Annotated in this window: 30 protein-coding genes; 16 read left to right on the forward strand and 14 right to left on the reverse strand. The window is 46.0% G+C overall.

Going from position 1 to position 26617, the window contains the following annotated elements:
- Positions 1 to 181: 181 nt before the first annotated feature.
- Positions 182 to 2803, reverse strand: coding sequence for an alanine--tRNA ligase (gene alaS, locus BMW79_RS05400; protein ID WP_089891555.1), 2622 nt, complete (start codon positions 2801 to 2803; stop codon positions 182 to 184).
- A gap of 355 nt (positions 2804 to 3158) precedes the next feature.
- Between alaS and BMW79_RS05405 the strand changes: the two genes are divergently transcribed.
- Entirely contained in the window at positions 3159 to 4130 is a 972-nt protein-coding gene (locus BMW79_RS05405) for a M23 family metallopeptidase (protein ID WP_089891557.1), read from the forward strand.
- Positions 4131 to 4164: 34 nt separating this feature from the next.
- Here the strand turns inward: BMW79_RS05405 and BMW79_RS33700 are convergent, their stop codons facing one another.
- Positions 4165 to 4416: a hypothetical protein gene (locus BMW79_RS33700; RefSeq protein ID WP_143059086.1), complete on the reverse strand. Its 252-nt coding sequence runs from the start codon at positions 4414 to 4416 to the stop codon at positions 4165 to 4167.
- Between the two features lie 28 nt (positions 4417 to 4444).
- Between BMW79_RS33700 and BMW79_RS05410 the strand changes: the two genes are divergently transcribed.
- Both BMW79_RS05410 and BMW79_RS05415 read left to right on the forward strand, forming a co-directional pair.
- A complete protein-coding gene (locus tag BMW79_RS05410) occupies positions 4445 to 4813 on the forward strand; it encodes a MerR family transcriptional regulator (protein WP_245752387.1) in 369 nt (122 codons plus the stop codon).
- 10 nt (positions 4814 to 4823) lie between these two features.
- The gene (locus BMW79_RS05415) at positions 4824 to 5333 is read left to right on the forward strand and encodes a YbbN family protein (protein WP_089891560.1); all 510 of its coding nucleotides are present in this window, start codon (positions 4824 to 4826) and stop codon (positions 5331 to 5333) included.
- A 69-nt stretch (positions 5334 to 5402) separates the two neighbouring features.
- On the opposite strand, the gene BMW79_RS05420 is transcribed toward BMW79_RS05415, so the two are convergent.
- Together BMW79_RS05420 and BMW79_RS05425 are read right to left on the reverse strand one after the other, a co-directional pair.
- Positions 5403 to 6509, reverse strand: coding sequence for a mechanosensitive ion channel family protein (locus BMW79_RS05420; protein ID WP_089891563.1), 1107 nt, complete (start codon positions 6507 to 6509; stop codon positions 5403 to 5405).
- 9 nt (positions 6510 to 6518) lie between these two features.
- Entirely contained in the window at positions 6519 to 7664 is a 1146-nt protein-coding gene (locus tag BMW79_RS05425) for an amidohydrolase family protein (protein ID WP_089891565.1), read from the reverse strand.
- A gap of 98 nt (positions 7665 to 7762) precedes the next feature.
- Here BMW79_RS05425 and prfA point away from each other — a divergent pair, with 98 nt between their 5' ends.
- The 3 genes from prfA to BMW79_RS05440 all read left to right on the forward strand — a co-directional run bounded on the left by prfA (position 7763) and on the right by BMW79_RS05440 (position 10498).
- Positions 7763 to 8827, forward strand: a complete 1065-nt coding sequence (gene prfA / locus BMW79_RS05430) for a peptide chain release factor 1 (protein ID WP_089891568.1) — start codon at positions 7763 to 7765, stop codon at positions 8825 to 8827.
- Between the two features lie 162 nt (positions 8828 to 8989).
- Positions 8990 to 9592 carry a hypothetical protein gene (locus BMW79_RS05435; protein ID WP_089891571.1) on the forward strand — a complete coding sequence of 201 codons (603 nt, stop codon included), beginning with the start codon at positions 8990 to 8992 and terminating at the stop codon, positions 9590 to 9592.
- Positions 9593 to 9817: 225 nt separating this feature from the next.
- Positions 9818 to 10498, forward strand: a complete 681-nt coding sequence (locus tag BMW79_RS05440) for an OmpA family protein (RefSeq protein ID WP_089896790.1) — start codon at positions 9818 to 9820, stop codon at positions 10496 to 10498.
- A gap of 69 nt (positions 10499 to 10567) precedes the next feature.
- Here the strand turns inward: BMW79_RS05440 and BMW79_RS05445 are convergent, their stop codons facing one another.
- The 4 genes from BMW79_RS05445 to BMW79_RS05460 all read right to left on the reverse strand — a co-directional run bounded on the left by BMW79_RS05445 (position 10568) and on the right by BMW79_RS05460 (position 12567).
- Positions 10568 to 10960, reverse strand: a complete 393-nt coding sequence (locus tag BMW79_RS05445; protein WP_089891574.1) for a VanZ family protein — start codon at positions 10958 to 10960, stop codon at positions 10568 to 10570.
- Between the two features lie 102 nt (positions 10961 to 11062).
- Positions 11063 to 11443 carry a glycine cleavage system protein GcvH gene (gene gcvH / locus BMW79_RS05450; RefSeq protein ID WP_089891577.1) on the reverse strand — a complete coding sequence of 127 codons (381 nt, stop codon included), beginning with the start codon at positions 11441 to 11443 and terminating at the stop codon, positions 11063 to 11065.
- Between the two features lie 113 nt (positions 11444 to 11556).
- The gene (locus tag BMW79_RS05455; protein ID WP_089891580.1) at positions 11557 to 12219 is read right to left on the reverse strand and encodes a peptidylprolyl isomerase; all 663 of its coding nucleotides are present in this window, start codon (positions 12217 to 12219) and stop codon (positions 11557 to 11559) included.
- Between the two features lie 9 nt (positions 12220 to 12228).
- A complete protein-coding gene (locus BMW79_RS05460) occupies positions 12229 to 12567 on the reverse strand; it encodes a hypothetical protein (RefSeq protein ID WP_089891582.1) in 339 nt (112 codons plus the stop codon).
- Positions 12568 to 12808: 241 nt separating this feature from the next.
- Between BMW79_RS05460 and BMW79_RS05465 the strand changes: the two genes are divergently transcribed.
- The 5 genes from BMW79_RS05465 (at position 12809) to rsgA (ending at position 17812) form a co-directional block, all read left to right on the forward strand.
- Positions 12809 to 13810 carry an AAA family ATPase gene (locus BMW79_RS05465; protein WP_089891585.1) on the forward strand — a complete coding sequence of 334 codons (1002 nt, stop codon included), beginning with the start codon at positions 12809 to 12811 and terminating at the stop codon, positions 13808 to 13810.
- Positions 13811 to 13863: 53 nt separating this feature from the next.
- Positions 13864 to 14730 carry a DUF58 domain-containing protein gene (locus BMW79_RS05470; protein WP_089891588.1) on the forward strand — a complete coding sequence of 289 codons (867 nt, stop codon included), beginning with the start codon at positions 13864 to 13866 and terminating at the stop codon, positions 14728 to 14730.
- A gap of 24 nt (positions 14731 to 14754) precedes the next feature.
- Entirely contained in the window at positions 14755 to 15750 is a 996-nt protein-coding gene (locus BMW79_RS05475) for a hypothetical protein (RefSeq protein ID WP_089891590.1), read from the forward strand.
- Between the two features lie 28 nt (positions 15751 to 15778).
- Entirely contained in the window at positions 15779 to 16789 is a 1011-nt protein-coding gene (locus BMW79_RS05480) for a vWA domain-containing protein (RefSeq protein WP_089891593.1), read from the forward strand.
- Positions 16790 to 16876: 87 nt separating this feature from the next.
- On the forward strand, positions 16877 to 17812 hold the full coding sequence (gene rsgA, locus BMW79_RS05485) for a ribosome small subunit-dependent GTPase A (RefSeq protein ID WP_089891595.1): 936 nt from the start codon (positions 16877 to 16879) through the stop codon (positions 17810 to 17812).
- Here rsgA and BMW79_RS33815 read toward each other — a convergent pair whose 3' ends face one another.
- Genes BMW79_RS33815 through BMW79_RS05490 form a run of 3 tightly spaced genes read right to left on the reverse strand, consistent with a single transcriptional unit; the run spans position 17813 to position 18705 of the window.
- Positions 17813 to 17962 carry a hypothetical protein gene (locus tag BMW79_RS33815; protein ID WP_177192050.1) on the reverse strand — a complete coding sequence of 50 codons (150 nt, stop codon included), beginning with the start codon at positions 17960 to 17962 and terminating at the stop codon, positions 17813 to 17815.
- Between the two features lie 10 nt (positions 17963 to 17972).
- Positions 17973 to 18122, reverse strand: coding sequence for a hypothetical protein (locus BMW79_RS33820; RefSeq protein ID WP_177192051.1), 150 nt, complete (start codon positions 18120 to 18122; stop codon positions 17973 to 17975).
- A 46-nt stretch (positions 18123 to 18168) separates the two neighbouring features.
- Positions 18169 to 18705, reverse strand: coding sequence for a gamma carbonic anhydrase family protein (locus tag BMW79_RS05490; RefSeq protein ID WP_089891598.1), 537 nt, complete (start codon positions 18703 to 18705; stop codon positions 18169 to 18171).
- Positions 18706 to 18796: 91 nt separating this feature from the next.
- Between BMW79_RS05490 and BMW79_RS05495 the strand changes: the two genes are divergently transcribed.
- Positions 18797 to 19987 (forward strand): aspartate aminotransferase family protein, encoded by a 1191-nt coding sequence (locus BMW79_RS05495; RefSeq protein WP_089891601.1) that lies wholly within the window; start codon positions 18797 to 18799, stop codon positions 19985 to 19987.
- Between the two features lie 64 nt (positions 19988 to 20051).
- On the opposite strand, the gene BMW79_RS05500 is transcribed toward BMW79_RS05495, so the two are convergent.
- From BMW79_RS05500 to BMW79_RS05510, 3 genes are all read right to left on the reverse strand, one after another.
- On the reverse strand, positions 20052 to 20804 hold the full coding sequence (locus tag BMW79_RS05500) for an SDR family NAD(P)-dependent oxidoreductase (protein ID WP_089891604.1): 753 nt from the start codon (positions 20802 to 20804) through the stop codon (positions 20052 to 20054).
- 73 nt (positions 20805 to 20877) lie between these two features.
- The gene (locus tag BMW79_RS05505) at positions 20878 to 21270 is read right to left on the reverse strand and encodes a hypothetical protein (protein ID WP_089891606.1); all 393 of its coding nucleotides are present in this window, start codon (positions 21268 to 21270) and stop codon (positions 20878 to 20880) included.
- Positions 21271 to 21279: 9 nt separating this feature from the next.
- Positions 21280 to 23787 (reverse strand): DUF5686 family protein, encoded by a 2508-nt coding sequence (locus BMW79_RS05510; RefSeq protein ID WP_089891609.1) that lies wholly within the window; start codon positions 23785 to 23787, stop codon positions 21280 to 21282.
- A gap of 135 nt (positions 23788 to 23922) precedes the next feature.
- Between BMW79_RS05510 and BMW79_RS05515 the strand changes: the two genes are divergently transcribed.
- Genes BMW79_RS05515 through BMW79_RS05530 form a run of 4 tightly spaced genes read left to right on the forward strand, consistent with a single transcriptional unit; the run spans position 23923 to position 26617 of the window.
- Positions 23923 to 24561, forward strand: coding sequence for a hypothetical protein (locus BMW79_RS05515; protein ID WP_089891612.1), 639 nt, complete (start codon positions 23923 to 23925; stop codon positions 24559 to 24561).
- Positions 24562 to 24569: 8 nt separating this feature from the next.
- Complete coding sequence (locus tag BMW79_RS05520; RefSeq protein WP_089891615.1) at positions 24570 to 24866, forward strand: winged helix-turn-helix domain-containing protein; 297 nt, start codon at positions 24570 to 24572, stop codon at positions 24864 to 24866.
- A 54-nt stretch (positions 24867 to 24920) separates the two neighbouring features.
- Positions 24921 to 26246: a cell envelope integrity protein CreD gene (gene creD / locus BMW79_RS05525; RefSeq protein ID WP_089891616.1), complete on the forward strand. Its 1326-nt coding sequence runs from the start codon at positions 24921 to 24923 to the stop codon at positions 26244 to 26246.
- Between the two features lie 8 nt (positions 26247 to 26254).
- Positions 26255 to 26617 (forward strand): diacylglycerol kinase family protein, encoded by a 363-nt coding sequence (locus BMW79_RS05530; protein WP_089891619.1) that lies wholly within the window; start codon positions 26255 to 26257, stop codon positions 26615 to 26617.

Genomic DNA, 26617 nt, shown 5'->3' on the forward strand with positions numbered 1-26617 from the left:
GTGGCGATTTTTCTGGCAGGTTTTATTGCTGCTCTGGTGTTGGGGATAACAGCGAATGTTGAAACAAAGTGAAGACAAGATACGAAATATATGACTATTGGGGAGGGAAATGGGTGGAGACAGAAAAGGTGTCTCTGTAAATGAAGAGACACCTTTTCTATATAATTTATGATGGAGATGATTAAGCGGTGATCAGCTTTTTCACTGCTGCCACTACCTGATCCAGTTTATCTGTTTCTTGTCCGCCTGCTGTAGCAAAGGATTTTTGTCCGCCGCCACCTCCCTTGATCAGCGGAGCTACCTGCTCTTTAATGATCTTTGGCGCTTCCCAACCTTTCGCAGCTACCAGTTGCTCATCTATGCTGAGTGCAACACTGGCTTTGCCACCGATGTTGGCTACAAACAGCAGTACATGATCGGGGATCTCATTTTTCAGTTGGAAAGAAAGTTGTTTCAGGCCTTCTGCGTTACTCACATTTACAACCAGCCCAAGGAAGTTCACCCCATTGATGTTTTCCGCCTGGTCGCGAATGGTAGCAGCCAGTGCCCGTACTTTTTCCAGTTCAAGCGCCTCCAGTTGTTTTTCAAGGGAAGCTTTATCCTGGAGTAATGTTTCTATGGATTTTACCAGTTCTTTCGGATTTTTCAGGGCAGCTTTGATTTCTTTCAGTTGTTGCAGCTGCTCATTTACAAAAGCTTCGGCTTTGGCGCCGGTTACCGCTTCCACGCGACGAACGCCGGCAGCTACAGCTCCTTCAGAAACAAATTTGAACTGACCCAGTTCGCCAGTAGAGCTGATATGGGTACCGCCACAGAGTTCCACGCTATAAGCGGGATCCATGATCACCACGCGTACCACATCTCCGTATTTTTCACCAAATAGGGCCATCGCACCCAGTTTCAGGGCTTCTTCCTTAGGCAGTTCACGGATCACTACCGGGATATTGGCGCGGATCTTTTCGTTCACGATCGCTTCTATCTGTGCCAGTTCCTCATCGGTTACTTTGGCAAAGTGGGAGAAGTCGAAACGCAGTGCCTCTGCATTTACGAGGGAGCCTTTCTGTGCTACGTGTGTACCCAGCACCTGGCGCAGCGCCGCATGCAGTAAGTGGGTAGCGGAGTGATGACGTTCGGTATTCTGGCGTTTCTCTTTGGCTACCGCTGCTTTTACTGTGGCAGTTGGCTGTGCAGGCAGTTTATCTGCAAAATGTATAGTAAGGTTATTTTCTTTTTTGGTATCGGTTACGTGGATCACTTCTTCACCGAAATACAGGGTGCCGGTATCTCCTACCTGTCCGCCGCTTTCTGCATAGAAAGGTGTCTGACCCAGTACAAGCTGGAACTGTTCCTTGCCTTTTGCCTTTACTGTACGGTATTTCAGCAGCTTGGTAGTGCTTTCCAGTTGTTCGTAGCCTACGAATACGGAGTTAGGGGTTTCGTCGAGTACTACCCAGTCGCCCATATCCAGTTCAGTAGCTGCGCGGGAACGGTCTTTCTGTTCTTTCATAGCGGCATCAAAGCCTTTTTCATCCACAGAGAAGCCATTTTCCGCAGCAATCAGGCTGGTAAGGTCATATGGGAATCCGTAGGTATCATATAATTCGAACGCAGTTTTTCCATCAACGGCTTTGGCAGTAGCATGCTGAATAAAATCTTCGATACGGCGTATACCGCTTTCCAGTGTGCGCAGGAAGTTGTTTTCTTCCTCGTAAACTACTTTCTTAACAAACTCTACCTGTTGCTGTAGTTCCGGGAATACATGTGAAAACTGTGCCGCCAGTACGGGTACCAGGTCATGCAGCAGTGGTTTTTTCACATCCAGGAAAGAGAAATAATAGCGGACTGCCCTGCGGAGAATACGGCGGATGACGTAACCGGCGCCGGTATTGGATGGTAATTGTCCATCGGCAATGGTAAACGCAATGGCGCGGATATGATCTGCAATTACGCGGAATGCTACGTCTTTCTTCTCGTCTGTTCCGGCGTACTTTTTACCGGTGAGGCCTTCCGTGGTGTGGATGGTACCCATGAACAGATCGGTATCGTAGTTGGAAGTTTTATTCTGCATCACCCTTACCAGGCGCTCCAGTCCCATACCTGTGTCCACGTGTTGGGCGGGCAATGGTTCCAGTGATTTATCTTTCAGGCGGTTGAACTGCATGAATACATTGTTCCATATTTCAATCACCTGTGGATGGTCGGCATTTACCAGGGTTTTGCCGTCTACCAGGGCTTTTTCTTCATCTGTTCTGCAATCCACATGGATTTCGGAGCAGGGACCGCAAGGACCAGTGTCTCCCATTTCCCAGAAGTTATCCTTTTTGTTTCCTAACAGGATGCGGTCTTCTGCGATATGTTCTTTCCAGAAGTTGTAAGCTTCTTCGTCTTTAGGTAAATTTTCTTTGTCATCTCCCTGAAAAACAGTTACATAGAGTTTGTCTTTTGGGATTTTGTATACTTCTGTGAGTAATTCCCAGCTCCAGGCAATGGCTTCTTTTTTAAAGTAATCGCCAAAGCTCCAGTTACCGAGCATTTCAAACATAGTATGGTGGTAAGTATCAATACCTACTTCTTCCAGGTCGTTGTGCTTGCCGCTTACCCGCAGGCACTTTTGCGTATCTACCACTCTTTTGTTAGGCGGAACCCTGTTGCCCAGGAAATAATCCTTAAACTGGTTCATGCCCGCGTTGGTAAACATCAGGGTGGGGTCGTTTTTGATAACGATAGGGGCAGATGGGACAATCTGGTGCCCTTTTGACGCAAAAAAGTCCAGGAATTGCTGTCTTATTTCAGATGCTGTCATAAATATTGATACGAATTAATATGTATTTTATATCTTATAAAGGCGTTTTAACCAGCTTTGGGCTTGTAACTGTGTTTCAAGCCCTTATAAAGTAGTTAGAAAATTGACATTCAAAAGGTTGATGTTTTAATCTAATTACAGTAGGTTTGTGCGCCTTATTTTCCCGCCGTGTTAAAGGGAGTGCAAAAATATCGAAACCTGTATGATTATGCAAAACAGGTTCTGTTACCCGGCAAAAATAGTTCAGTGGGAAAAGAAATGCCAACTAATAGCATCCATTAAGTTTGTACCTCGTGAAATAAATCGGCTGTCATAGCGTTCACTGCACTATGGCGCATAAAGTATACCCTGGTGCATGAAGAAGGTTAAATATTTTTATAATACCCAAACATTAAAATACGAGAAACTCGTTGTTTCCCTGCGGGTAAAAATCCTGAGAATACTGGGATTTGTGTCTGCTGCTATCGTTACCGGGGCTATTTTCCTTTCTGTAGCGTACCGCCTGGTTGACTCTCCCAAGGAGAAATCACTCCGCCGGGACCTGGAAGGTATGAAGGAAAAATACGATGCGTTGCAGGGGCGTATGAGGGAAGTCAAAGGGAAACTGGCCGAACTGGAAGACCGTGACAATGAAATTTACCGTGTCATCTTTGAAGCTTCTCCCATTCCCGACAGTACCCGCCTGGGTAAAGTAAAGCGGGATGAGGAAGCCGCCCAGCTGCAATCTTTTGCCAGCAGTGAAATCATTGCCTCTACTTCTGTGCTGCTCAAGGAACTCAACAACCGGGTAAAAGCACAGGAAGCATCTTACAATGAAATAGATAAGATGGTGAAGAACAAACAGCAGATGCTGGCGTCCATTCCCGCTATCCAACCCGTATCCAATAAAGATCTTAAACATATTGCCTCTGGTTTCGGATATAGGATCGATCCTATCTATAAAACCATGAAATACCACGCCGGACTTGATTTTGCAGCGCCCAGCGGCACCCCTATCTATGCTACCGGCGATGGTACCATCGAAGAGGCCAGCCTGAGCGACGTAGGATATGGTAACCACGTGGTGGTAAGACATGGCTACGGCTACAAAACCCTCTACGGCCACATGCTCCGCATGAAGGTAAAGGCAGGTCAGGCAGTAAAACGCGGCGATGTACTGGGTTGGGTGGGCAGCACCGGTAAATCTACCGGCCCGCACTGCCACTACGAAGTAATTAAAAATGGTGATAAGGTAGACCCGGTATACTTCTTCTTTAATGATCTTACTCCTGAACAGTTCGACCGTATGTTGAAAATGGCAAGGTCCGGAAACCAGTCGTTCGACTAAAACAGGTACTTGTTAAGTATTAGTTTTTAAGTGGTTATGTAATTCCTCCAGGCAGCATATCATCTGTTCGCCCCCAAAAAATGCTGGTACAAAAGCTTAAGCTAAAGGCTAAAAGCTTAACTTCATCTTCGTAAAAGATATTTGTCACCTCGTTTTTTACTACGATGCACCAGCTAGACCTTTTTTCGACATCTGGAGTACCGCATCCTGCTGAAGTTGCGGCAACAAGACCAGTTAAAGTAAAAGCAAAGGCCAGCAGCAAGAAAGCTGCCGTAGCAGCTACCATACTTGGTAAAAAACGGGGGCGTAAATCATTGAAAGAGTTATCGGAGGACCCGGATCTGATTATGGAACTGGATAAATTGGTATTGGATAAGCAGTATTATTCTATAAGTGAGGTGGCCGCCATGTTCAAGGTAAACACTTCGCTGATACGCTATTGGGAGAATGAGTTTGATATACTGCAACCTAAAAAAAACCGCAAAGGCGACCGCCTTTTCCGGCAGGAAGATATACAACACCTTAAGTTAATCTACCACCTGCTCCGGGAAAGAAAATATACGATTGAAGGCGCGAAGCAAAAATTGAAAGAAGATCACAAGCTGGCAGCCCGCAATTTCGAAATGGTACAGGCTTTGCTAAAAGTACGGGGTTTCCTGACGGAACTGAAAGATCAATTATAAAAACATCATTATGCGATTGAAAACATTACTATTGGGTGGCGGCCTGTTATTCTCATCCCTGGCCTGGGCCCAGAGTGGATCAGTATTAAAGGGTAAAATAGATATGAAAACACTGATGAACGACACTTCTACCACGTGGTTCTACAAAGGTGTAAACAGCTATCAGCCGAACGACAATATGCTCAACTATATTAAGTCCAACCGCTCCAATTTCAACCTGGTAGTGGTAATGGGCACCTGGGACGATGCTAGCCGCGAGGTAGTACCCGCCCTGTATAAAGTAATGATTACCGGTGGCAGTCCCGACGAACAGATCGTCATGTTTGCCGCAGATAAAAAACTGCAGACAGATTCACCAGTAGATTACAAAGTAAAAAAGCTGCCTACTATCATTGTAATGAAGGATGGTAAAGAAGAAGGCCGTATCGTAGGTACGCCCAAAGAGTCTGTAGAAGGCGATCTTTCCCGTATCCTGCTGAGCAGCACGAAGAAAGAAAAAGATAATAAAGAGAAAGAGTAAGGCTTCTTGTCTGAATATATATCGGGGAGATGACAACAGCTATAGCTGTTGTTATCTCCCCGGTCTTTTTTACAATGCCCTGTTATCCGTTACGGTAACACTCGTGGAAGTAGTGGGTAACTTGAGTCCCCTCGCCTCCAGCAGCCGGATGATACCAAGATTTACCGTTTCCCGCAAAGCGGTATACTGCGCCCCATCAATGATATAGGTGTTAAACACAATCTGGATCACATAGGTATCTTTTGTAAAATCGTTGAGGTTTACGGTAAAGGCCTCCAGTATGTTAGGATTACTTTTCAGCAGCTGGCGCAGGTCCTGTAAAAACAACAACAGTGTTTCTGCCGGCGTTTCCGTTCCCAGCTCCAGCCTCAGGGCTACCCGCTGTTGCGTGCGCAGCGACAGGTTATCCAGGATACTATCAACCATTTTTTTATTGGGTACGGTTACGAAAGTCTTTTCCAGTGTACGGATACGGGTGCTGCGCAATCCTATTTTTTCCACAGAACCCTGCCAGGAATCCACTTTAACGCTGTCGCCTACACGGAAAGGTTTATCAAAGAAGATAATGAAAGATCCGATCAGGTTTTCGATGCTTTCTTTTGCCGCCAAAGCCAGGGCCGCCGCACCTATTCCAAGACCCGCGATGATCTTTTCTACCAGTCCCGGTCCGAACAGGATTCGGATAAAGGCAATGGCGCCCATGATAAAAACGATCGCCTTGAAAAAGTCGCGAAAGAAAATGATAAACTGGTTATCGGTTTTATCTTCCGTGAGATCCGCTTTCTTTTCGAGTACCAGCGCAATGAAATCAATGAGCCGGAGCATGATCCAGATAATACTCATACTCAGCGCCAGACTGAGTAAGGTATTGGTAACATCGTGCAGCGTGGCCTTGTTATAGACATGGATATTCAGGATCCTCGGAAAGGTAAACCGGTCGATGGTCAGCATGAAAGTGACCAGCAGGAAAAAGTATTCCAGTGGCCGCAGCAAAAGGTTAATAAAGTCTTTTTCTTCAATCTGGGGCGACCAGTGTCTCACCAGCCGGAACAGGATGGTGGCCAATCCCTTCGAAATATAACGTTTGATAATAAATACAAACAACAGAACGCCCATCAATGTCAGGTAATCCTGTACGGGGTTGTCTAAAATGACCTGGTTTAAGAATTCATTCATAAGTTACAGCTAAATAATTCTACTGCTTTCCTGGTTAATCAATACAACACCGGGTTTGCAGCCGGTGTTAAAACTGCCATAGGTTTCCTGTATGCCCAGGGCCTTTGCGCCGTTAAAAGTAGCCCATTGGAGTATTTCTTCCAACGGAATTTCCGGAAAATGCGCCCGGATCGTTTTTATTTCTTCCCAGATCGACAAGCGATGATTAGAGGCCAGGCTATCGGTGCCCAGGGTGATATTACATTTCATCCGGCGGAACTGTTCAATATCCGGCAGGCGGTTTTCAATATACAGGTTGGCCTGGGGACACAGGCACCACCAGGTTTCTACGGGTTGTTGCTGCGTAAATTCAATGTCTTCGGATGAAGTAAAGGTATTGTGTACCAGCAGGATTTTGTTGCCGGAGAAGTAAGGCAGGTAAGCTTCCAGGCTGTTGGTGCCGGTAGGCTGAAAGGCGCTGATATCCATCCCGAAATGCTGGTAGAAAGACAGGAACTCCCCTGTTTTCTGCTGATAAAGTTCATTCTCCGCAGGCGTTTCCTGGTTATGGATACACACGGGAGTATTATCTGGCGTATGGGCCAGGAGTTCAAATAAAGAACCACTCACAGAATAGGGCGCATGAGGTACAATAGAGCACTGGTGATGGGGACCATTGATTTCCCGGAAGGAATGGAGCACGTCCATACTGTACTGGTAGCGGCTATTGGCCCCTGCCGGCGCTACGCCCATGCATTCCACAAAGGAATGGTAATACATCCTGCCCTGTTGTTTCTTTACCAGGGTGGCGTTGCTGTTGCAGATATCGCCTACGGCGGAAATGCCGGTTTCCCACATGTCCTGTTCTGCTTTGTCGATGATAGCGTTGATATCACCGGCGCCCTGGTTCCTGGATTGCATCACATGGGTAAGGAAGGCGGGCAGCCCGGTTTTTTCCGGAATTACGCCTTTCATATGCGATAATTCCAGGTGGCAATGGGTATTTACAAAACCAGGGCATAAAATTCCGTCCACTTCTGTGACGTCGGAGCCGGCCTCAGATTCCGCTACAATCCCCGCTACTACTCCATCTTCGGAAAGCAGGAGTACTTTCCCGGGGCCCAGCAGATGCGTACCGTTAAATATATCTTTTCCCTTTAATTTGATCTGTTTCAATTACCTGCTCTTTAATTAAGTTAATGGTGTTAATTTTGCAACCCGATTGGCAGTATCATTTCCCGGTTGGGAAGGATACTCAAAAGTCAAATATAATTATGATAGACAAACTGGAAGCTATAAAAGGTCGTTTCGAGCAGGTATCGCTGGCGCTTACCAACCCGGCAGTTGTTAGTGATAACAAGAAGTTTGGTCAGCTCAGCAAGGAATACCGGCAATTGGAAAAGATCGTGAAGGCATATGACGCCTACCGTAAATTGCTGGACAATATTGCATTCAACAAAGAAGTGCTGGACAGCGGTGACGAGGAAATGCGTGACCTGGCCAAAGCGGAAACGGAAGAACTGCAGGAGCAGAAAACAGCCCTGGAGGAAGAGATCCGTAATTTGCTGATTCCAAAAGACCCGCAGGATGAGAAGAACGCCATCCTGGAAATCCGTGCCGGTACCGGTGGCGATGAAGCGAGTCTTTTTGCGGGAGATTTGTTCCGCATGTACCTCCGTTTCTGCGAACTCAAAGGCTGGACCACCAGTTTGCTGAGTGAAAACCCGGGTTCAGCGGGCGGTTACAAGGAAATCGTGATGGAAGTAAACGGCGACGATGTATATGGTACCCTGAAATTCGAATCAGGTGTACACCGTGTACAGCGTGTACCGGCTACAGAGGCTTCCGGACGCGTACACACCTCCGCAGCTACCGTAGCGGTGCTGCCGGAAGCAGAAGAAGTAGACGTGGATGTAAGAGAGGCTGATATAAAAATGGATACTTTCCGTTCGTCTGGTGCGGGTGGTCAGCACGTAAATAAAACGGAATCTGCGGTGAGGTTAACGCATATACCTACCGGGGTAGTCGTTGAATGCCAGGAAGGACGCAGCCAGCACTCTAACCGCGAAATCGCGATGAAGATGCTGCGTACACGTATCTATGAGGCGGCGGTGCGTAAGCATGAAGATGCCATCGCTTCCCAGCGTAAGAGCCTCGTATCTACCGGCGACCGTTCGGCCAAGATCCGTACCTATAACTATCCGCAGGGACGTGTAACGGATCACCGTATCGGGATGACCGTTTACAACATGGACGCCTTTATGAACGGTGAAATCAAAGACATGATTGACGCCCTCCAGTTTGCTGAAAACGCGGAGAAACTGAAGCAGGGCAGCTGATAAATGTTTGTAGAAAGATAGCAGCCATCTCCGGCTGTTATCTTTCTACAAATTTCCACCCGGTTAATTCGTAATCACTCAAAATATCCTACATTTAGTAAGCGGCCACAAGCCGTTGCACTAAAAGCAGAAAACCTTTTCTTCCCCTAAAATCATCTCCAAATGTTAGAGCAATTAATGGACCTCGTCCGGGAACATGCACAGGGTGCTGTGGTGAATAACCCTGCCGTCCCTAATGAACAGAATGAAGCCGTAATCGGCGCTGCTACTTCTTCTATTGCATCGGGTCTGCAACAGGAACTGGCCAATGGTAATACCGAAGGTGTACTGTCTTTACTGGGAGGGGCCGGGAATGACGCTCCTGGCGCTGGTAGCCCTGTGGTGAATAACATCTCCAATAACTTTATCGGTACACTCCTGGAGAAATTCAACCTGGATAAAGGTACTGCTACACAGCTGGCGGCTACCCTTATTCCTACGGTGCTGGGTGCACTGTCTAATAAAACAAAAGATCCAAACAACAGCAGCTTCAGTCTGGATGGCATCCTGAATTCCCTTACCGGCGGCTCTGCACAGGGACTTAACCTCAATGGTATCCTTGGAAGCCTGTCTGGTGGCCTCGATAAGAACGGCGACGGAAAAGTGGATCTTAATGATCTCACCAGCCTCTTGTCCAATGGCGCTCAACAGCAGCAACAACAACAGCAGCAGGGCGGTGATAACAGCGGTGGTATTGGTGGATTATTAAAAAATCTGCTTGGTTGATCCTTTTTGCCACTGGTGTTGTTTTAAAGAAACACACTTGCTATGTGTATACACAAATATTGTTATGTGAAATATGCGTGCAAATTTTTTAATGCTCGTTTAATGGTGCTTATCAATACATTGTGAATGTTAAATCAAGTTGGCAAACTATTTGCTTACAAGATTTTCAATTAGTTTTGTCAACGGAATTAATGCTTAATAACCTTCATGTCTAAAATTATTATGATGAAAAAAATCAATGTTCTGGTAGCTGTGGTCTTGTCTGCAACCATGCTGTTCAGTTGTAAAACCTGGCAGGGCATGGACAATACTAAAAAAGGTGCAGCCATTGGTGTAGGTGGTGGAGCTGCCGCTGGTGCTGTAATCGGTAAAGTGGCTGGTAACACAGCATTAGGAGCTATTATTGGTGCTGCATTAGGTGGTGCTGGTGGTGCTTTGATCGGTAAGAAAATGGATAAACAGGCACAGGAAATAAAAACAGAAGTACCAAATGCTACTGTAGAACGTGTAGGTGAAGGTATTAATGTAACATTTGATGCAGGTGTATTATTCGGATTTGATAAATCTAACCTGTCTCCGGTAGCGCAGGATAATATCAGACAACTGGCTGTTGTCCTGAACAAATATCCTGACACTTATGTACGTGTGGAAGGCCATACGGACGACAAGGGTACAGATGAGTACAACATGGGATTGTCTGAGAGAAGAACGAAAGCTGTAATGGCTTATCTGCAGGCGCAGGGTATCGCGGCTAACCGTATACAAGGCTTCTGGTATGGTAAATCACAGCCTAAAGTACCAAATGATTCAGACGCTAACCGCGCTATTAACCGCCGTTGTGAGTTCTCTATCTTCGCTAATGATAAAATGAAGAGCGACGCGAAGAAAGAAGCTGGTCAACAGTAATAAAAATATTAAGAACACTTATTTCTCATAAGCAGATATACATTCCCCCCTGGTTCCAGGGGGGATTTTTTATTTCTCTCCTTTTGTAAGGAAAAAGTGTTTCACCAGTTTAAAGACCCATACGCCGGCAATAGCGCCAAGGGTATCTGCCAGTACATCATACATATCAAAGCTGCGGTTAATGGCCCAGTATTTCTGAATGAACTCAATCGCTAAACCGTAACCGGCAGCACAGATAACCAGGAACAATAAGGTAAGAGGGGATATGTATTTCTTTTGCCAGTAAATGCCGAGGCTCAGGAATAAAACAATGCCTCCGAATAAACCAAAGTGAACAAATTTATCGAAATGTACTTTTTCGAAAAAGGCGTTGGTGGGAATATCATTTCCCGGCAGGGTACACAAAACAAGAATCAGTATGATCCACACGATAGCTGGCACATAGTATCTCAGGAACTTCATAAGAGCTTTAGTTTAAACCGGCATTTGTAAAAAGGACAACAGGCCAACCGTAATTACGTGGCCTGTTGTCCTCTTCTATATAAAAGATTATTTTGGTCGGAATTATTCACCTACCAGCGCCTGGTATGCAGCCGCATCCAGCAGTGCTTCCACATCAGCAGGATTGTTTACGGTTACTTTTACCATCCAGCCATCACCATACGGATCCTGGTTCACCAGTTCCGGAGAGCTTTCCAGTTCAGGATTCACTTCGCTGACAGTTCCAGCAACAGGCATAAACAGATCGGATACTGTTTTCACCGCTTCTACTGTACCAAATACTTCTTCAGCGTTTACTGGTTTGTTTAATGAACTGATATCAACGAAAACGATATCGCCCAGTTCACGTTGTGCAAATTCAGTAATACCGATGGTAGCTACGTTACCTTCTAATAAAACCCATTCGTGATCCTTTGTGTAACGCAGATTTGACGGAAAATTCATATCAAGTTTGATTTTGAGCCGTAAAAATACAGAAACTATTATGATTTCGACGGCCGGTTATCCTAAATTTTGACTTTCTACGGACATGGGTTTCAGCCATCTATCCTTTTTTATCAGAAGAACCACCATTTTCTCAGTACCCGGATCTTCATGGGCACATCTTCCAGCGGGCGGTCGTGGCTATCGGTTTTGAGCGCCGCGATTTTATCGATGACATCCATCCCTTTTATCACCTGGCCAAATACGGTGTAGTTCTGATCCAGATGTGGGCTGCCGCCTGCTGTTTTATATACCTGCCGCTGATCTACTGGTATTTTACGTCCCTTCAGCCTGGTCTTTTCAAGCTTATCCAGTTGTTCGTCAGTGAATACTTTTCCCTGCACAATATAGAACTGGCATCCGGAAGAAGCCTTGTCGGGGCGGTCGTCACGGGCTGCACCCAGTGCGCCTTTGCGGTGAAACAGGTCCAGCTGGAACTCCGGAGGAATGGTGTACCCCACATCACCGTTACCCAGGGTATCGCCGGGTTGCGCGTGTTTGGAATCGGGATCACCACCCTGGATCATGAAACCTTTGATGACCCGGTGAAACAGGGTGCTGTCGTAAAAGTGTCCCCTGGCCAGTTTGATGAAATTGTCCCGGTGTTGGGGTGTCTGGTCGTATAGCCGGATTACCATAGTGCCGTAAGGAGTGATCACTTTTACCCGGCGGTCTCTCGCCGTTGCCAGGGTTACGATGAGCAAAAAGAGGGTACTCAGGAGTAATAGTTTCTTCATAAGGACTTTTTATGCTTCTTCATGATCAGTAAAGTAAGCAATAACATGTTCTTTCAGGAATTGTTCCTGTTCCACCATTTCCATTTTGGGAACGGGTTGTATTTCTTTGAAATGAGGCCATCCGTCCTTATCATATCCATCCAGCTCAAAGTAGCCACTCTGGCTGAGAAGGGTACATACGGCCACGTGCATCAGGTCCTGTTTTTGTTCCTTGGTATATTTCTTCTTCAGGTTGTTTAATTCGTTGACGCCTATGAGGAAAAGAATAGCTTCCATGTTGGGCTTTTTACCAAACCGTTCGGTCAGCATATCTTCTACCGGTTTCCAGCGCTTCTCAAAATCTTCCATGTTGTTGCTTTTAATTGTTGGTGTTTTGCCAATAGCTTGTTCCCCGCAAATGTACGTTATAGGGAAAAATATTATATAAATATGCCGGGCTTTATTAATTTAGGCATCGCCATTAAAGGTTTGAGTAGCGGAAATAGGCCACAGTGGCAAGTTTAACAGCATTTTAACGGCCCGTTCACATAGTGATAAGTTTTATTTGACCAGAGAATGTTTATTTTAGCACACCTGAAAAATTATTAGCATGGAAAATACATCGTCCGACATCCGGCAACTGAATGAGAAGATTCACCAGGCAAGCGCCTTCGTGGACCTGCTCACAATGGAGTTAGGTAAAGTAATTGTTGGCCAGCGTTATATGGTGGAGAGACTGCTCATCGGTTTGCTGGCCCAGGGCCACGTACTCCTGGAAGGCGTACCCGGTCTGGCAAAAACATTGTCTATCAAGTCCCTCTCTTCCGCTATCAACGCGAAATTCAGCCGTATACAGTTTACGCCTGACCTGTTACCTGCGGATGTGGTAGGTACCATGATCTATAACCAGCAGAAAAATGAGTTCGTAGTACGCAGAGGTCCCATCTTCGCCAACTTTATCCTGGCGGATGAGATCAACCGTGCCCCGGCAAAAGTGCAGAGTGCGCTGCTGGAAGCCATGCAGGAAAGACAGATCACCATCGGTGATACCACTTTCAAACTGGATGAACCTTTCCTGGTACTGGCCACCCAGAACCCGATTGAACAGGAAGGTACCTATACCCTGCCAGAAGCGCAGGTAGACCGTTTCATGCTGAAAGTAGTGATCGGTTACCCCACCAAGGAAGAGGAAAAACAGATCATCCGTCAGAACCTGAACCCGGAACTGTCTGCTCCTATCCGTCCTATCATCCAGCCCGGAGATATCCTGGAAGCACGCAAACTGGTAAGGGAAGTATATATGGATGAGAAGATCGAAAAATATATCCTCGATATCGTTTTCGCTACCCGTAATCCGGAAGAATACAAACTCAATAAACTGAAACCACTGATCGCATATGGCGGTTCCCCGAGAGCCAGTATCAACCTGGCCTGGGCAGCAAAAGCCTATGCGTTCATGAAGCGCCGTGGCTATGTGATCCCGGAAGACGTGCGTAACATCTGCTTTGATGTAATGCGTCACCGTGTAGGCTTAACCTACGAGGCAGAAGCGGAAAACGTGACCAGCGAAAATATCCTGAGCGAAATCCTGAATGCGGTAGAAGTACCATAGTAGTAAATCTCACCAGGTATTTATTCGTAATTCATAACTCAAAATTTTTCCCATTGGATACGGCTGAAATATTAAAAAAGGTAAGGCAGATAGAGATTAAGACGAAAGGGCTTACCAACCATATATTTGCGGGCGAATACCACAGCGCCTTCAAAGGCCGTGGCATGTCCTTCAGCGAAGTAAGGGATTATCATTTTGGTGATGATGTAAGGTCGATCGACTGGAATGTAACCGCCCGATTCAACCACCCTTTTGTAAAAGTTTTTGAAGAAGAAAGAGAACTGACCGTAATGCTGCTGGTGGATATGAGCGAAAGCTCTTCCTTCGGTACCAAAAAACAGGACAAGCGTGACCTGATCACGGAACTCTGCGCGGTACTGGCTTTCTCTGCCATCAAAAATAACGATAAGGTGGGCGTGATCTTTTTCAGCGATGGAATGGAAAAATATATTCCGCCAAAAAAAGGTAAATCACATATCCTTTTCATTATCCGTGAGCTACTATCGTTTACGCCTAAACGGAAAGGCACCAATATCAAGGAAACCCTGCGTTTCTTTAATAACGCTACCAAGAAACGCAGCATCGTTTTTATGCTGAGTGATTTCTTATCATCGAATTACCAGGATGCACTGAATATCGCCGCCAAAAGGCACGATGTGGTGGGTGTGCAGGTATACGATCAGCGCGATAGAGAATTGCCACCGGTAGGCCTGATCCAGGTAGCTGACGCCGAAACCGGTGCCACTCAATGGATCGATACCAACGACCGCCGGGTACGGCAATATTATGAGCAACAGTTCCTGCAGCATTCACAATATTGCAAAAATGCGTTTATGAAAAGTGGCGCAGAACTCGTGAGTGTACGCACCGACGAAGACTACGTAAAAGCGTTACAAACATTTTTCCTGAACAGGGCATAAGATTTAAAGGAGAGCAAATTAAACATGTATAAACAACAAGTTATAAAGCGTATATTTTTATGGTGCATACTGGGGTTGTTATCTCCCTTCTCCCTGCTGGCACAGCAGGCGGTAGACGTAACAGCCAAAGCAGATACCAATAGTATCAGGATAGGTGAGCAGATAAAACTGCAACTTACCGCTACGCTGACGGCACAACAGTTTAAGGACGCTAACTTTAAAGTATTGTTCCCGGTTTTACCGGATTCCCTGGCACATTTTGAAGTGGTGACCCGCTCCAGCCTGGATACTTCGATTAACCAGGATCAGCATATCCTTCACCAGACATTCACCCTCACCAGTTTTGATTCCGGCCACTGGGAAATTCCTCCCATGCGGTTTGAAGTATTTACCGGCGCCAACGCTGCTCCCGATTCTGCAGTAACTCTGCCTATCGGTGTGGATGTAAACACCGTTGCGGTAGATACTACCAAAGCATTTAAGCCTATTAAAGCCGTGCAAACAGTGCCCTGGAGCATCTGGGACTACTGGCTGTACCTGGCCATAGGCGCAGCTGCCGTGCTGATCATCGGTGGCCTGATCTGGTACTTCAAATCCCGTCCGAAGAAAGAACCGGTGATAAAAGTGCCTACGGTTACACCTTACGAAATTGCTATTGCCGATCTGAAAGCATTGAAAGAAGAGAAGGTTTGGCAACAGGGAGATATCAAACAATACTATACCCGGTTAACCGATATTTTGCGTACTTACTTTGAACACCAGTTTGGCATTGCCGCCCTGGAACAAACCAGTGAAGAATTATTGCAGAATATTAAACCGGTGACTAAGCTGAACCAGCAAAGAGATAAACTGCGTTCGCTGCTGTCCATCGCCGACCTGGCAAAATTTGCCAAGTTACAGCCTACGGCAGATGAACATGAAGGATGTATGCAGAAGGCCGAAGAAATCCTGGAATGGACCAAGCCGAAAGCTGGTCCTGCAGAGGAAACCGGCTCAGACGCCACCCTGGAGAAAGCATAAAGTCAGTATGGATCTTAACTAATAATTGATGAATTTTTCAACCTGGAAAAATATTGAATTTGCCTACCCGGTTTTCCTGTGGCTCCTGCTGCTGGTACCGGTGTTGATATATTGGTACTTCGCAAGACGCAAAGGCCGGAAGAGCGTCATGATGGTATCTTCTATTGAAGGTTTGAAAGGACTGCCGGTTTCCTGGAAAGTACGTTTCAGACCTTTATTACTGGTACTGCGCTTGCTGGCTGTCATTGCACTCATTGTAGCATTGGCCCGTCCGCAAACATCCAATACCTCTGAAAGTATCGACAGTGAAGGGATTGACATTGTAATGGCCATCGATATTTCCGGTAGTATGCTGGCGGAAGATCTGCAGCCAAACCGTATGGAAGCTGCAAAGAAAGTTGCGGCCGATTTCGTGGATAAACGTATCAGCGACCGTATAGGCCTGGTTGTATTCTCCGGTGAAAGCTTTACCCAGTGTCCTATCACCACGGATCATGCGGTGTTGAAAAACCAGATCATGCAGGTGAAAAGCGGTATGTTGCAGGATGGTACTGCCATCGGGATGGGATTAGCCACCTCTGTAGACCGCCTGCGTAACAGTCATGCTAAAAGTAAAGTCATCATCCTGCTCACGGATGGTGTGAATAACACCGGTCTCGTAGATCCGCTCACAGCACTGGAAATAGCTAAGGCATTCAAAATTCGTGTATACACAATCGGTGTGGGAACCATGGGCAAAGCGCCTTTTCCTATGCCAATGTCCGATGGTAGTGTGCAAATGGTAATGCAGGATGTACAGATAGATGAACCCCTGATGAAAAAGATCTCAAAAGAAACGGGTGGCAAATATTTCCGCGCCACCAATACTACTGATCTGAAGAGTATCTACGATGAAATTGATCAGCTGGAGAAAACAAAAGTTGAAATCACTTCCTATAAACGTTTTGCAGAACATTTCTTCCTGCTGGCCATGATAGCCCTGGGCTGCATCCTGCTGGAAGTAGTACTCCGGTACAGTGTTTTCAAGAGCCTGCCTTAAAGAGGAGGGGACACTGCTCCCCTCCGCTTCACTCCTTCATAAAACAAATTCGCGTACCTTTGGTGATCTTATAAATATCCAAACGTATTGCAAGCAACAGTATATAAATCAACGGGAAGCTGGTATGTGGTTAAAACGGCCACTGGTGAAACATTTCAGGCGAGGATGAAAGGTATCTTCAAAAAAAATGATGATATCACTTCCACCAACCCCATCGCAGTAGGTGATGTTGTGGAAATTGTGGAAGACGATAGTGACGCCAATGCCAAAAATGCCATGATAACGGAAATAGGCCCCCGCAAAAATTATATCGTTCGCAGCTCTCCCCACGGAAAGAATAAAAAGCATATTGTAGCCGCTAATATGGACCAGGCGATGCTGGTGTGTACCGTAAAGGAACCCCGCACTTCCCAGGGCTTTATCGACCGTTTCCTGGTCACTGCTGCGGCTTATCATATTCCTGTGATCCTCGTTTTCAACAAGCAGGATATTTTTAAAGAGAAGGAAACAGAAAAGTTTGAAGAATTAGAAGAACTCTACACCAATATCGGTTACCAGGTATTATTGATTTCTGCTGCCAAAGGCAATGGCGTAGATGAGGTAAGGGCATTGCTGAAAGATAAGACCACGCTGATGGCTGGGCATTCCGGTGTGGGCAAATCTTCCCTGATCAACGTACTGATGCCCGGCCTGGATCTGAGAACCAAAGCCGTAAGCGGCTGGAGCGGTAAAGGCCTGCACACTACCACTTCTGCTGAAATGTATGGTCTTCCTTTTGGCGGTTGCCTGATCGATACGCCCGGTGTCCGTGAATTTGGTATCGTGGATATTCCCAAGGCCGAACTCTCCCACTATTTCCTGGAAATGCAACCCTACATTACGCAGTGCCAGTTCAATAACTGTTTGCATATCAATGAGCCCGGCTGTGCGGTGAAAGTGGCCGTAGAAGAAGGGCATATCGATGTAGACCGCTATGTGAGCTACGCCACTATCCTGGAAACCATCGAAGAAGAACAGTACTGATTAATTTTTTCCGGGTTTACCCAGTTCATCCAGCACTTTTTCTGCTCCCCAGTTACGCCGGGGTTGCGGACAGCCTTTCTTTTGTGTTCTGCAGGCAGTAAAGCCCGAAATGGCCACCAGTAAAAGGGCCAGCGAGATGATTTTGCGCATAGGGACGTATTTAGAACAGGCGCATTTGCTTGCCTGCCTTGCGGTTTTGTTGTTTCATCTCCTTCGTGTAGTAATTGGAAGCAGGGCATCCTGTTTTCTGCGATGAACAGCTGGCAAACAGGATGCTTCCCAGTAGCAGCAGGCATACAATCATTTTCATAGGAGGGTATTTGCCTGCAATATAATAAATTTCTATAACATGAGTATTAAGGTACTTTTACCTCTTCTGCGTTCTGGTACCAGGAGGCATACATGCTATAGTTTTTTGAAATACGGTTAATTTCTCCGTTGATCAGCGCCATATCAATATCCTTCACTTTCCGGGCGGGAACACCAGCGTAGATGGTACCGGGTTCCACATGGGTATCGCTGAGCACTACCGCGCCGGCAGCAATGATACTGTTGCTGCTGATACGGGCATTATCCATCACAATGGCCCCCATACCGATCAGCACATTATCTTCAATGGTGCAGCCGTGAAGAATGGCGTTATGGCCGATAGACACATTATTGCCTACAATGGTTTTGGTTTTCTGATAGGTACAATGAATCACTGCCCCGTCCTGTACGTTTACGTTTTCGCCGAGGCGGATACTGTTAACGTCGCCGCGAACAACTGCATTGAACCATACCGTGCAACCTTTACCCATTACTACATCCCCTACTATGGTAGCATTGGGAGCAATGTAGCAGTCTTCAGGAAATTGTGGAGTAACTCCGTTCAGTGGAATAATGTGCGCCATAATTAAGTGTTTTAGTGCTTATGTTACAAATATAACAATTACTAATTAGCAGTTGTTTTCTAACTTCGCAAAGAACTGAGTAGTTAGTGATATGAACAACAGGCAACTTTTTTTGCAGCACGTAGCGCAAACCTCTGATGCTCCGCTGGCATTGGAGATCGTAAAGGCGGAAGGCATGTACATGTGGGATGTGAATGGAAAACGGTATCTCGACCTTATTGCCGGTATCAGCGTTTGTAATGTAGGGCATTGTCACCCTGCCGTAGTAAAGGCCATCCAGGAACAGGCGCAGCAATATATGCACCTGCTGGTATATGGTGAGTTTGTACAATCGCCGCAGGTGGCCTTTGCCACTTTGCTAACGCAGCATCTTCCCAAACAACTCGACTGTGTATACTTTACCAATTCAGGTGCAGAAGCCGTAGAAGGCGCCATGAAGCTGGCCAAGCGATTTACAGGCCGGTCTGAAATTGCGGCCTTTAACAGGAGCTATCATGGCTCTACCCAGGGCGCACTCAGCATCCTGGGCGATGAATACTGGCGTAATGCCTACCGGCCATTGCTGCCGGGTATTCAACACCTGGAATACAACAACTTTGAATCACTGGAACTCATCACGGATAAAACCGCTGCCGTAATTGCGGAAAGTGTGCAGGCAGAAGGCGGTGTAAATGTACCACAACGGGAATGGCTACACGCACTGCGTGATAAGTGTACCGCTACCGGCGCTTTACTGATCCTGGATGAAATACAGTGCGGTTTCGGGAGAAATGGTACACTGTGGGCTTTTGAACAATTCGGTATTGTTCCCGATGTATTATTACTCGGTAAAGCACTGGGTGGCGGTATGCCATTGGGCGCGTTTATTTCCTCGCATGATATCATGTGGACACTAACCAATAACCCGGTGTTAGGCCATATCACTACGTTTGGTGGCCACCCGGTAAATTGTGCCGCTGGTCGTGCCGGGTTCCAGGCTTTGCTGGACCAGGATCTGTTGAAAGATGTGAATGCAAAGGGGCAGTTATTCGTAGCACAGTTGAAACACCCCGCCATTAAATCGGTGCGGCAGCTGGGATTAATGATTGCCGTGGAGTTTGAGAACTTCCCCCTCAACAAAAAGATCATTGATTATTGTATCGATAAAGGCATCGTAACGGATTGGTTCCTTTTTGCAGCGGAATGCATGCGTATTGTACCACCGTTGATTATTACAGAAGAAGAAATTAAATGGGCCTGCAGTATTATCTGCGAAGCGGCAGAAGCAGCTACCAGGGCATAATACAATCGCCGCGAAGATCGCATCACAGGGTCTTCGCGGCGTTTTTTATCTTCCGGAAAAATCCTCAGCCACCAGCCAATACCCCACCATCCAAAGTAAGGATACTTCCATTGCAATAACTGCTGTCATCTGATGCAAAATAAATAAACGCTTTCGCTACTTCTTCTGCATGTCCCAATCGCTTGATAGGCGTGTGTTCTTCCCATTGCTTTTTCAGCTCCGGTTGCAGAGAATTGAGCAACGGCGTATCAATGTAATAAGGGCAGATGGCATTGGCACGGATGTTCTGATGTCCGTATTGTACTGCTACGTTTTTAGTAATGCCCAATACACCATGTTTGGCGGCGGTATAGGGTACCAGTCCGGGTTCAGCTACCAGCCCGGCGAGCGACGATAAATTAACAATCACGCCCCCACCCTGCTTCAGGAATTGCTGCAGTTCATATTTCACGCAATAAAACTGCCCGGTTAAGTTGATGTTGATCACTTTATGCCATACCTCTTCCGGCATATCGTGCACGCCATGATAAGGTGAGCCAATCCCCGCATTGTTAAGCGCCACATCCAACCTGCCGAATTTCTCCACAGTGGTGTTGATAGCCGCTTTTACGCTTTCTACATCCGATACATCTATCGGCACAAACAACGCCTGCGTTCCTAAAGCTGTTAATTCTTTAATGGTGGGTTCATGATCAACCGAAGCAAGATCGGCTACCACTACAATGGCGCCTTCTTTAGCGGCTTCCAGCGCAGAAGCCTTACCAATACCGGAATTGCCACCGGTAATAAAAACTACTTTTTTATCCAGTTTACCCATAGCACATGTGTTTTGTTTGAAACAGAGAAAGTACTCCTATAACAAACAGTTACAGCAATTGTTATGAATTTATTCAGGAATTGAGACGGCTTAAAGAAAGGGTAACACGTTTGGCGAACAGCTCCATGGCTTCGCTTCCAAGGAAGGAAAGATAATAATAGTGCCTGCCCTGGGCAGTTATTTCGTGGAGATTGTTATTGAATTTAAACTGACCCCGGTAAAAATTTTCCAGAGAAGTGCTTCCGTGCGATTTTTCAGGTAAAAGGGTGAAGCAGGTGATAGTGGTTTGATGAAATTCCAGGATGATTTTATAGTCATCATTGATGAACCGTAACTGTAATTTTTTCTCAGCTCCATCCAGTTGCATCTTAATGCATTGGTAATCGTTTTCCAGATCGTAAGAACTCCCATCTATTTCTCCTCGCAGAATGGATTCAAATAGCGGGGTATGTGTTACATCTTTCATGATCTGTTGTTAAAACTGTAATTTGAAGCTACCGAATACGCCAAAACGTTTGTTGGCAGGTTCTCCTTTTTCTACGTCCGGTGTTACTCTCCAGATGAAATCTACCCGCAGGAATTTGAAGATATTTTCTATACCGGTACCTAATTCCAGGTAAGGATCGCCTTGTAATGTTTTGAAGGGATAGCCGTTGTTCAGGTTCAGTTGTTTATTGGATTCAGAAAGCGAACCGATAACGCCTTTAGCGGTCCAGAACTGGCGCCATTTCAGTTTTTTTATCAATGGGATATATCCGAAGATACCATTGCCGATGGTATGTTCTACGTTAAAACCTGCATACTGGTCGCTGATGAACTCGAAACGGTTCATCATATTGAATGCATACTTATTGTAGTAGTAAATTTCGTTACCCGGATGTACTTCCAGTGAAGTATAAGGAACTGTACCAAAAATTTTACCGCCAAAAACATTGTAGTAGAAAGAACCGAAAGGCGGCAGTTTCACGTAGTCGGATACACTGAGTGTAGCACGTTGGTAGTTTTGTCCGCTGTTGGCAATACCAGGTACGCCGGCGGCAAATTTAAATTCCGCGATGGGGTATTTACTACCAAGACTGATCCGGTAATAATTTCCTTCCAGGAATTGCTCATGGAAGGCATAACGGAATTTCACTTCCACTTCCATGCTGGTGAGCGGGTCGCGGCCATTGGGTGCCTTTGGATAAAAAGCAGCTGTAGGCAGCGGTTCAAAAGGCCTTACCTGTTTATGTACCAGGGAAATCTGGTGAGAAAAGCCGCTGTAATATTCCTTGAAGAATTCGAAGCGTTTTTCATCGATCATTAAAAACTTCTGCGGTACGCCGCCTTTACGGATGGCGAGGGTAAAGATATTGTCTGTACCTACTTCATCGTAGTAGTGGGTACCGTTGTCAAGATCTTTGGTATATGCGGCATACAGGTAAGTGCGCGGATGTCTTTTCAGCAGCCAGAGCGCAGACATTTTTCCTTTGTATACCTGGTCTTTAAAGCCATAGGCGAGGTAGCCGTACAGGTAAAGATCTTTATTGAATTTAGGCGTGGTACCGAGGTCCAGTCTCAGGCGGAAACCTTCCAGCCTGTTTTGGGAAAACAGGTAGTAGTAAGGGCCCCATTCAATAGGTCCAATGGGTTTATAACCCGTGGCCAGGAAACGGATGGTATTGGAATAGGTTCTGAAAAGCGGCATTTTCTGAAGGGTATCTACCATTTTGTAGATGCCTTCTTCGTTTTTGCTGAGGTCTTCCGGGCGGTTATCCATCCAGAAAGAATCTTTCCTGATGCGGGCGCTATCCAGTACCACTACCGCTTCCGGGTATTTTTTGTCACCGAAGATGTTGGTCGCAGCGGTATCATTCGTAATCACGTTATCATAGGTCGTGTTTTTCCGCCCTATGAAATCGAACGTTTTCCCGGGTCTTGGGCTGGGAGCCCAGAAGTCGGCGATAAATTTATCTTTATAAAGGAACCAGGAGCTATCGGGCAATTGCCGGAATTCCTGTACCATGCTGATTTTATGAACGAAGTTGATGTTGGCATCGCGGGGTACCGACAGGGTGGTTTTCTGTACGGCATAGGTGGTGTCATGCACCCAGATGTCTCCGATAAATGTATTTTCTCCTTTACGTTTAGGGGTAAAGTTTAGTTTGATAAACCGTTGGCTGTTGATGTATTGTGTATCTGCAATGGAGTAATCGTAATAGAAGGCGCCGTTGTGATGGATCGGGCTTACAAACTGTTTATCAAATACCGGGATGAAGTTGTCGTAAACATTGATGTTCTGGTACATTCCGCCCAGGAACTTGGTTACGCTTTCATTATCGATGCCGGAGGTACGGGCGGCTTTGATCACTTCTTTTGTTTTGCGTGGGCTTGACTGAAAGTAGTAATCCGATAATGTTTCCGTGAGGAAAATGGGTAGAAAGGGTTTGTCTTCCGAGGTACTGTCAATGTTCTCCAGGATAAACGCGAAAGGTTTGGTGAAGCGGTTTTTGCCAAGTTTCTCTTTATTGAGATTCTTCATGTCCAGCTCCAGTTTATTATACACCTCATATTTGTAATTATCGAGGCGGTTATAATTATTTTCCGGTTTATGCTTGATGATTTGTTTGAGAAGGATGAGCGCCCAGTTAACAGCGGCTTTTACTTCGTATGTTTTCAGAGAAACATCGGAGCGGGTCACTTCAAAATTGATCGTTTGATCTTTCAGTTCTTTGTTTACGGGTAATTTAAGGATGTTATATCCCATTACCCTTACCAGCAATGAATCTGATGGGATAACATTTAATTCGAAGAGGTATTTTCCTTCCGCATTGCTGACCATACCGGTCTGGGTATGCACAAACTGAAGAGTGGCGAAGGGAATGATTTCCTGTGAGTGCGCGTCTCTAACCACTCCACTAACCTTATACTGCTGCGCCATCAAACCCGAACCCCATGCGCTTACGCCGATGATTATTGCTAATATTCTTTTCCAGCCAACCATATCTGACAACAATATTATATTATTTATTGCGAATTCGGACAGTCAGTATCCTTTAGGTAACGTTGTTATGACAAAAAAATATATTTTGTGATTTAAATTTTTCAATTAGCTTTGTATTGCAAAGTACTTTTCTGTATGACAGACCAACAACACCTGCAAGCGTTAACAGACATTAAGCGAATGATGGAACGCAGCAGCCGTTTCATTTCGCTGAGTGGATTAAGTGGCATATCTGCCGGTATCTTCGGCCTGGTAGGGGCATTTATCGCCAATAGCTGGATGAAGGAATATTACTATAACTGGAATGTTTCCGGCATACATAGCCATAATGATTTTCTGGAGTTAAAGTTCCGTTTGATTGCTTTGGGGTTGGCGGTATTGGTGGCGGCGCTGATAGGAGGTACTTTTTTCACCTGGCGTAAAGCACGGCAAAATAATTTACCGATCTGGGATCTGACTTCAAAAAAGGTATTAATTAATACAGCAATTCCTCTGGCAGCGGGCGGAGCCTTCATAGCCGGACTATTATACAATCACCTCGAAGGGCTGGTAGCGCCTACCTGTCTGGTGTTTTACGGGTTGGCGATTATCAATGCCAGCAAGTACACCCTGCCGGATGTAAAGTACCTGGGTATCTGTGAAGTGATTCTCGGCACAATTAATCTTTTCTATTTGAGTTATGGCCTTTATTTTTGGGCTGTAGGTTTCGGCTTGCTGCATATTATCTATGGGGCGCTGATGTGGTGGAAATATGAAAGGAAAAGGACTATTTAATCAATCGCATGAACCCGATAGGTAACTTAAACAAGATTTTCGAGAGCCGTATACGCCTGGGCGTTATGAGTGTATTGATGGTGAATGAGGAAGTCAATTTCAATGATCTCAAACAGATGCTGGAAGTAACAGACGGGAATCTGGCATCTCACCTCAGTACACTCGAAGAAAATGGTTATCTCAAGGTGCATAAGGGGTTTATTGGGCGAAAAACCAATACCACCTATGCGATTACCGCTGCGGGGGAGAAAGCCTTCAAAGGCCATCTCGTTGCCCTGGAACACATGATAAAATTCACTAAATAAATTTTTTTTGCCCTTTTACTTTGAATTGCAAAGTGCTTTCTAAAAACAAAAAACATGGAACCTTCAACAAATGAATCCCCATCTTTCTTTGATCGTTACGCCTACGCCATCAAGGCGGTTATCATTGTAGTACTGATGCTGGTACTGCTCATCCCGGCACATATGATGCAGGATCTGATCCTGGAACGCCGCGACCGCCAAAATGAAGCCACCCACGAAATCAGTAGCCGCTGGGGTGGTGAACAGAATATTACAGGTCCTGTGCTGGCCATTCCGTATAAGGGAGCCGTGAATGAACCCACTTATGTTTATCTCCTGCCGGAAAACCTGAAGATTAACGGGGAACTGTTACCGGAGAAACGGCACCGCAGCATTTTTAATGTGGCAGTGTATCATGCCAAACTGCAGCTGAGCGGCACTTTTAAGCCGGATGCCCTGGCGTCGCTAAATATCCCTCCTTCCGCCTTAGATTGGGGACATGCGTTTTTAATGATTGGCATCAGCGATCTGCACGGCATCGACAACCAGGTGCAGATGATGTGGAACGGCAAAAACTACCTGTTTAATCCAGGAGTGGTCAGCAGCGACCTGTTCAATGCTGGTATCCAGACGCCCATTGCTATTGCTCCCGGAGATACCAGCGGCGTTAACGGCGATTTTACCCTGGAACTGGGCGTCAAAGGCTCCGGCAGGATCAGCTTCTCCCCCATTGGTAAAACTACCACCGTAGGGATTAATTCCAGCTGGACGGATCCCAGCTTTGATGAGGCCTTTCCTCCGAAAACATTACGGGTAGATGATAAAGGATTTGGTGCCACCTGGCAGGTACAACACCTGAACCGTAGCTATCCCCAGAGCTGGGAAGGCAAAAAGTTTAATATCCATTCCGCCGATTTTGGTATCAAATTATTCATGCCGGCGGAGAGCTACCAGATGTCGATGCGAGCCATCAAGTATGCTATTCTTATCATCGGGTTAACCTTCATTATCTTCTATTTTATTGAATTATCACAGCGCCGCGCCCTTCATCCATTGCAATACGCCCTCATCGGGTTAGCCCTTTGTATTTTTTATACCCTGCTCATCTCTATCTCAGAACAAATTAACTTTATGATAGCATATATTATCGCCAGTGTACTCACAATAGGTCTGATAATTGCATATACGGCAGCTGCCTTTAAAAGCGCCCGTATCGCAGCAGGCATCGGGGTTACCCTCAGCATCCTGTACGGATTCATTTATGTGATTATCAGAGCAGAAGATCAGGCATTACTGATGGGAAGCTTAGGCCTCTTTATCATTCTCGCCCTGATCATGTATTTCAGTACTACTATCAAGTGGGATAAGATCGGACAAAAAAACACCCATATCCAGCAATAAACACAAACATGGAGAAGTCTTATATCAGCAAACGGTTAGCGAGTTTCGGATACGCCTTTAACGGCATTGCCGCCTTCCTGCGCAGTGAGCCACATGCACGTATTCATGCCGTTGCCACGGTAGTGGTCATCGCAGCCGGTTGCTGGTATAGGATCGCAACGCCGGAATGGCTCTGGATCATCCTTGCTGTGGCATTGGTGTGGATTACGGAAATGCTCAATACGGTCATAGAAAAAACAATGGATCACCTGTCGCCGCAGCTGCATCCGAAAGTGAAATTCATCAAGGACGTAGCAGCCGGTGCGGTATTAATCGCCGCCATTGCCGCCATTATCATAGGGGCTGTCATATTTATTCCTTATATCTTTTAA

The sequence above is a fragment of the Chitinophaga arvensicola genome (assembly GCF_900110835.1).
GTDB classification, from domain to species: Bacteria; Bacteroidota; Bacteroidia; order Chitinophagales; family Chitinophagaceae; genus Chitinophaga; species Chitinophaga arvensicola.

Coding starts and splice junctions, on each gene's coding strand:
- BMW79_RS05495 (WP_089891601.1), top strand. CDS start 18,797: ATGAACAACAGGCAACTTTTTTTGCAGCACGTAGCGCAAACCTCTGAT.
- BMW79_RS05465 (WP_089891585.1), top strand. CDS start 12,809: ATGGAAAATACATCGTCCGACATCCGGCAACTGAATGAGAAGATTCAC.
- BMW79_RS33820 (WP_177192051.1), bottom strand. CDS start 18,122: ATGAAAATGATTGTATGCCTGCTGCTACTGGGAAGCATCCTGTTTGCC.
- BMW79_RS05420 (WP_089891563.1), bottom strand. CDS start 6,509: ATGAATGAATTCTTAAACCAGGTCATTTTAGACAACCCCGTACAGGAT.
- gcvH (WP_089891577.1), bottom strand. CDS start 11,443: ATGAATTTTCCGTCAAATCTGCGTTACACAAAGGATCACGAATGGGTT.
- BMW79_RS05460 (WP_089891582.1), bottom strand. CDS start 12,567: ATGGAAGATTTTGAGAAGCGCTGGAAACCGGTAGAAGATATGCTGACC.
- BMW79_RS05415 (WP_089891560.1), top strand. CDS start 4,824: ATGCGATTGAAAACATTACTATTGGGTGGCGGCCTGTTATTCTCATCC.
- BMW79_RS05445 (WP_089891574.1), bottom strand. CDS start 10,960: ATGAAGTTCCTGAGATACTATGTGCCAGCTATCGTGTGGATCATACTG.
- BMW79_RS05490 (WP_089891598.1), bottom strand. CDS start 18,705: ATGGCGCACATTATTCCACTGAACGGAGTTACTCCACAATTTCCTGAA.
- BMW79_RS05530 (WP_089891619.1), top strand. CDS start 26,255: ATGGAGAAGTCTTATATCAGCAAACGGTTAGCGAGTTTCGGATACGCC.
- BMW79_RS05455 (WP_089891580.1), bottom strand. CDS start 12,219: ATGAAGAAACTATTACTCCTGAGTACCCTCTTTTTGCTCATCGTAACC.
- BMW79_RS05480 (WP_089891593.1), top strand. CDS start 15,779: ATGAATTTTTCAACCTGGAAAAATATTGAATTTGCCTACCCGGTTTTC.
- BMW79_RS05435 (WP_089891571.1), top strand. CDS start 8,990: ATGTTAGAGCAATTAATGGACCTCGTCCGGGAACATGCACAGGGTGCT.
- BMW79_RS05505 (WP_089891606.1), bottom strand. CDS start 21,270: ATGAAAGATGTAACACATACCCCGCTATTTGAATCCATTCTGCGAGGA.
- BMW79_RS33815 (WP_177192050.1), bottom strand. CDS start 17,962: ATGCGCAAAATCATCTCGCTGGCCCTTTTACTGGTGGCCATTTCGGGC.
- BMW79_RS05500 (WP_089891604.1), bottom strand. CDS start 20,804: ATGGGTAAACTGGATAAAAAAGTAGTTTTTATTACCGGTGGCAATTCC.
- BMW79_RS05405 (WP_089891557.1), top strand. CDS start 3,159: ATGAAGAAGGTTAAATATTTTTATAATACCCAAACATTAAAATACGAG.
- BMW79_RS33700 (WP_143059086.1), bottom strand. CDS start 4,416: ATGGTAGCTGCTACGGCAGCTTTCTTGCTGCTGGCCTTTGCTTTTACT.
- BMW79_RS05520 (WP_089891615.1), top strand. CDS start 24,570: ATGAACCCGATAGGTAACTTAAACAAGATTTTCGAGAGCCGTATACGC.
- alaS (WP_089891555.1), bottom strand. CDS start 2,803: ATGACAGCATCTGAAATAAGACAGCAATTCCTGGACTTTTTTGCGTCA.
- BMW79_RS05475 (WP_089891590.1), top strand. CDS start 14,755: ATGTATAAACAACAAGTTATAAAGCGTATATTTTTATGGTGCATACTG.
- BMW79_RS05510 (WP_089891609.1), bottom strand. CDS start 23,787: ATGGTTGGCTGGAAAAGAATATTAGCAATAATCATCGGCGTAAGCGCA.
- prfA (WP_089891568.1), top strand. CDS start 7,763: ATGATAGACAAACTGGAAGCTATAAAAGGTCGTTTCGAGCAGGTATCG.
- creD (WP_089891616.1), top strand. CDS start 24,921: ATGGAACCTTCAACAAATGAATCCCCATCTTTCTTTGATCGTTACGCC.
- BMW79_RS05515 (WP_089891612.1), top strand. CDS start 23,923: ATGACAGACCAACAACACCTGCAAGCGTTAACAGACATTAAGCGAATG.
- BMW79_RS05440 (WP_089896790.1), top strand. CDS start 9,818: ATGAAAAAAATCAATGTTCTGGTAGCTGTGGTCTTGTCTGCAACCATG.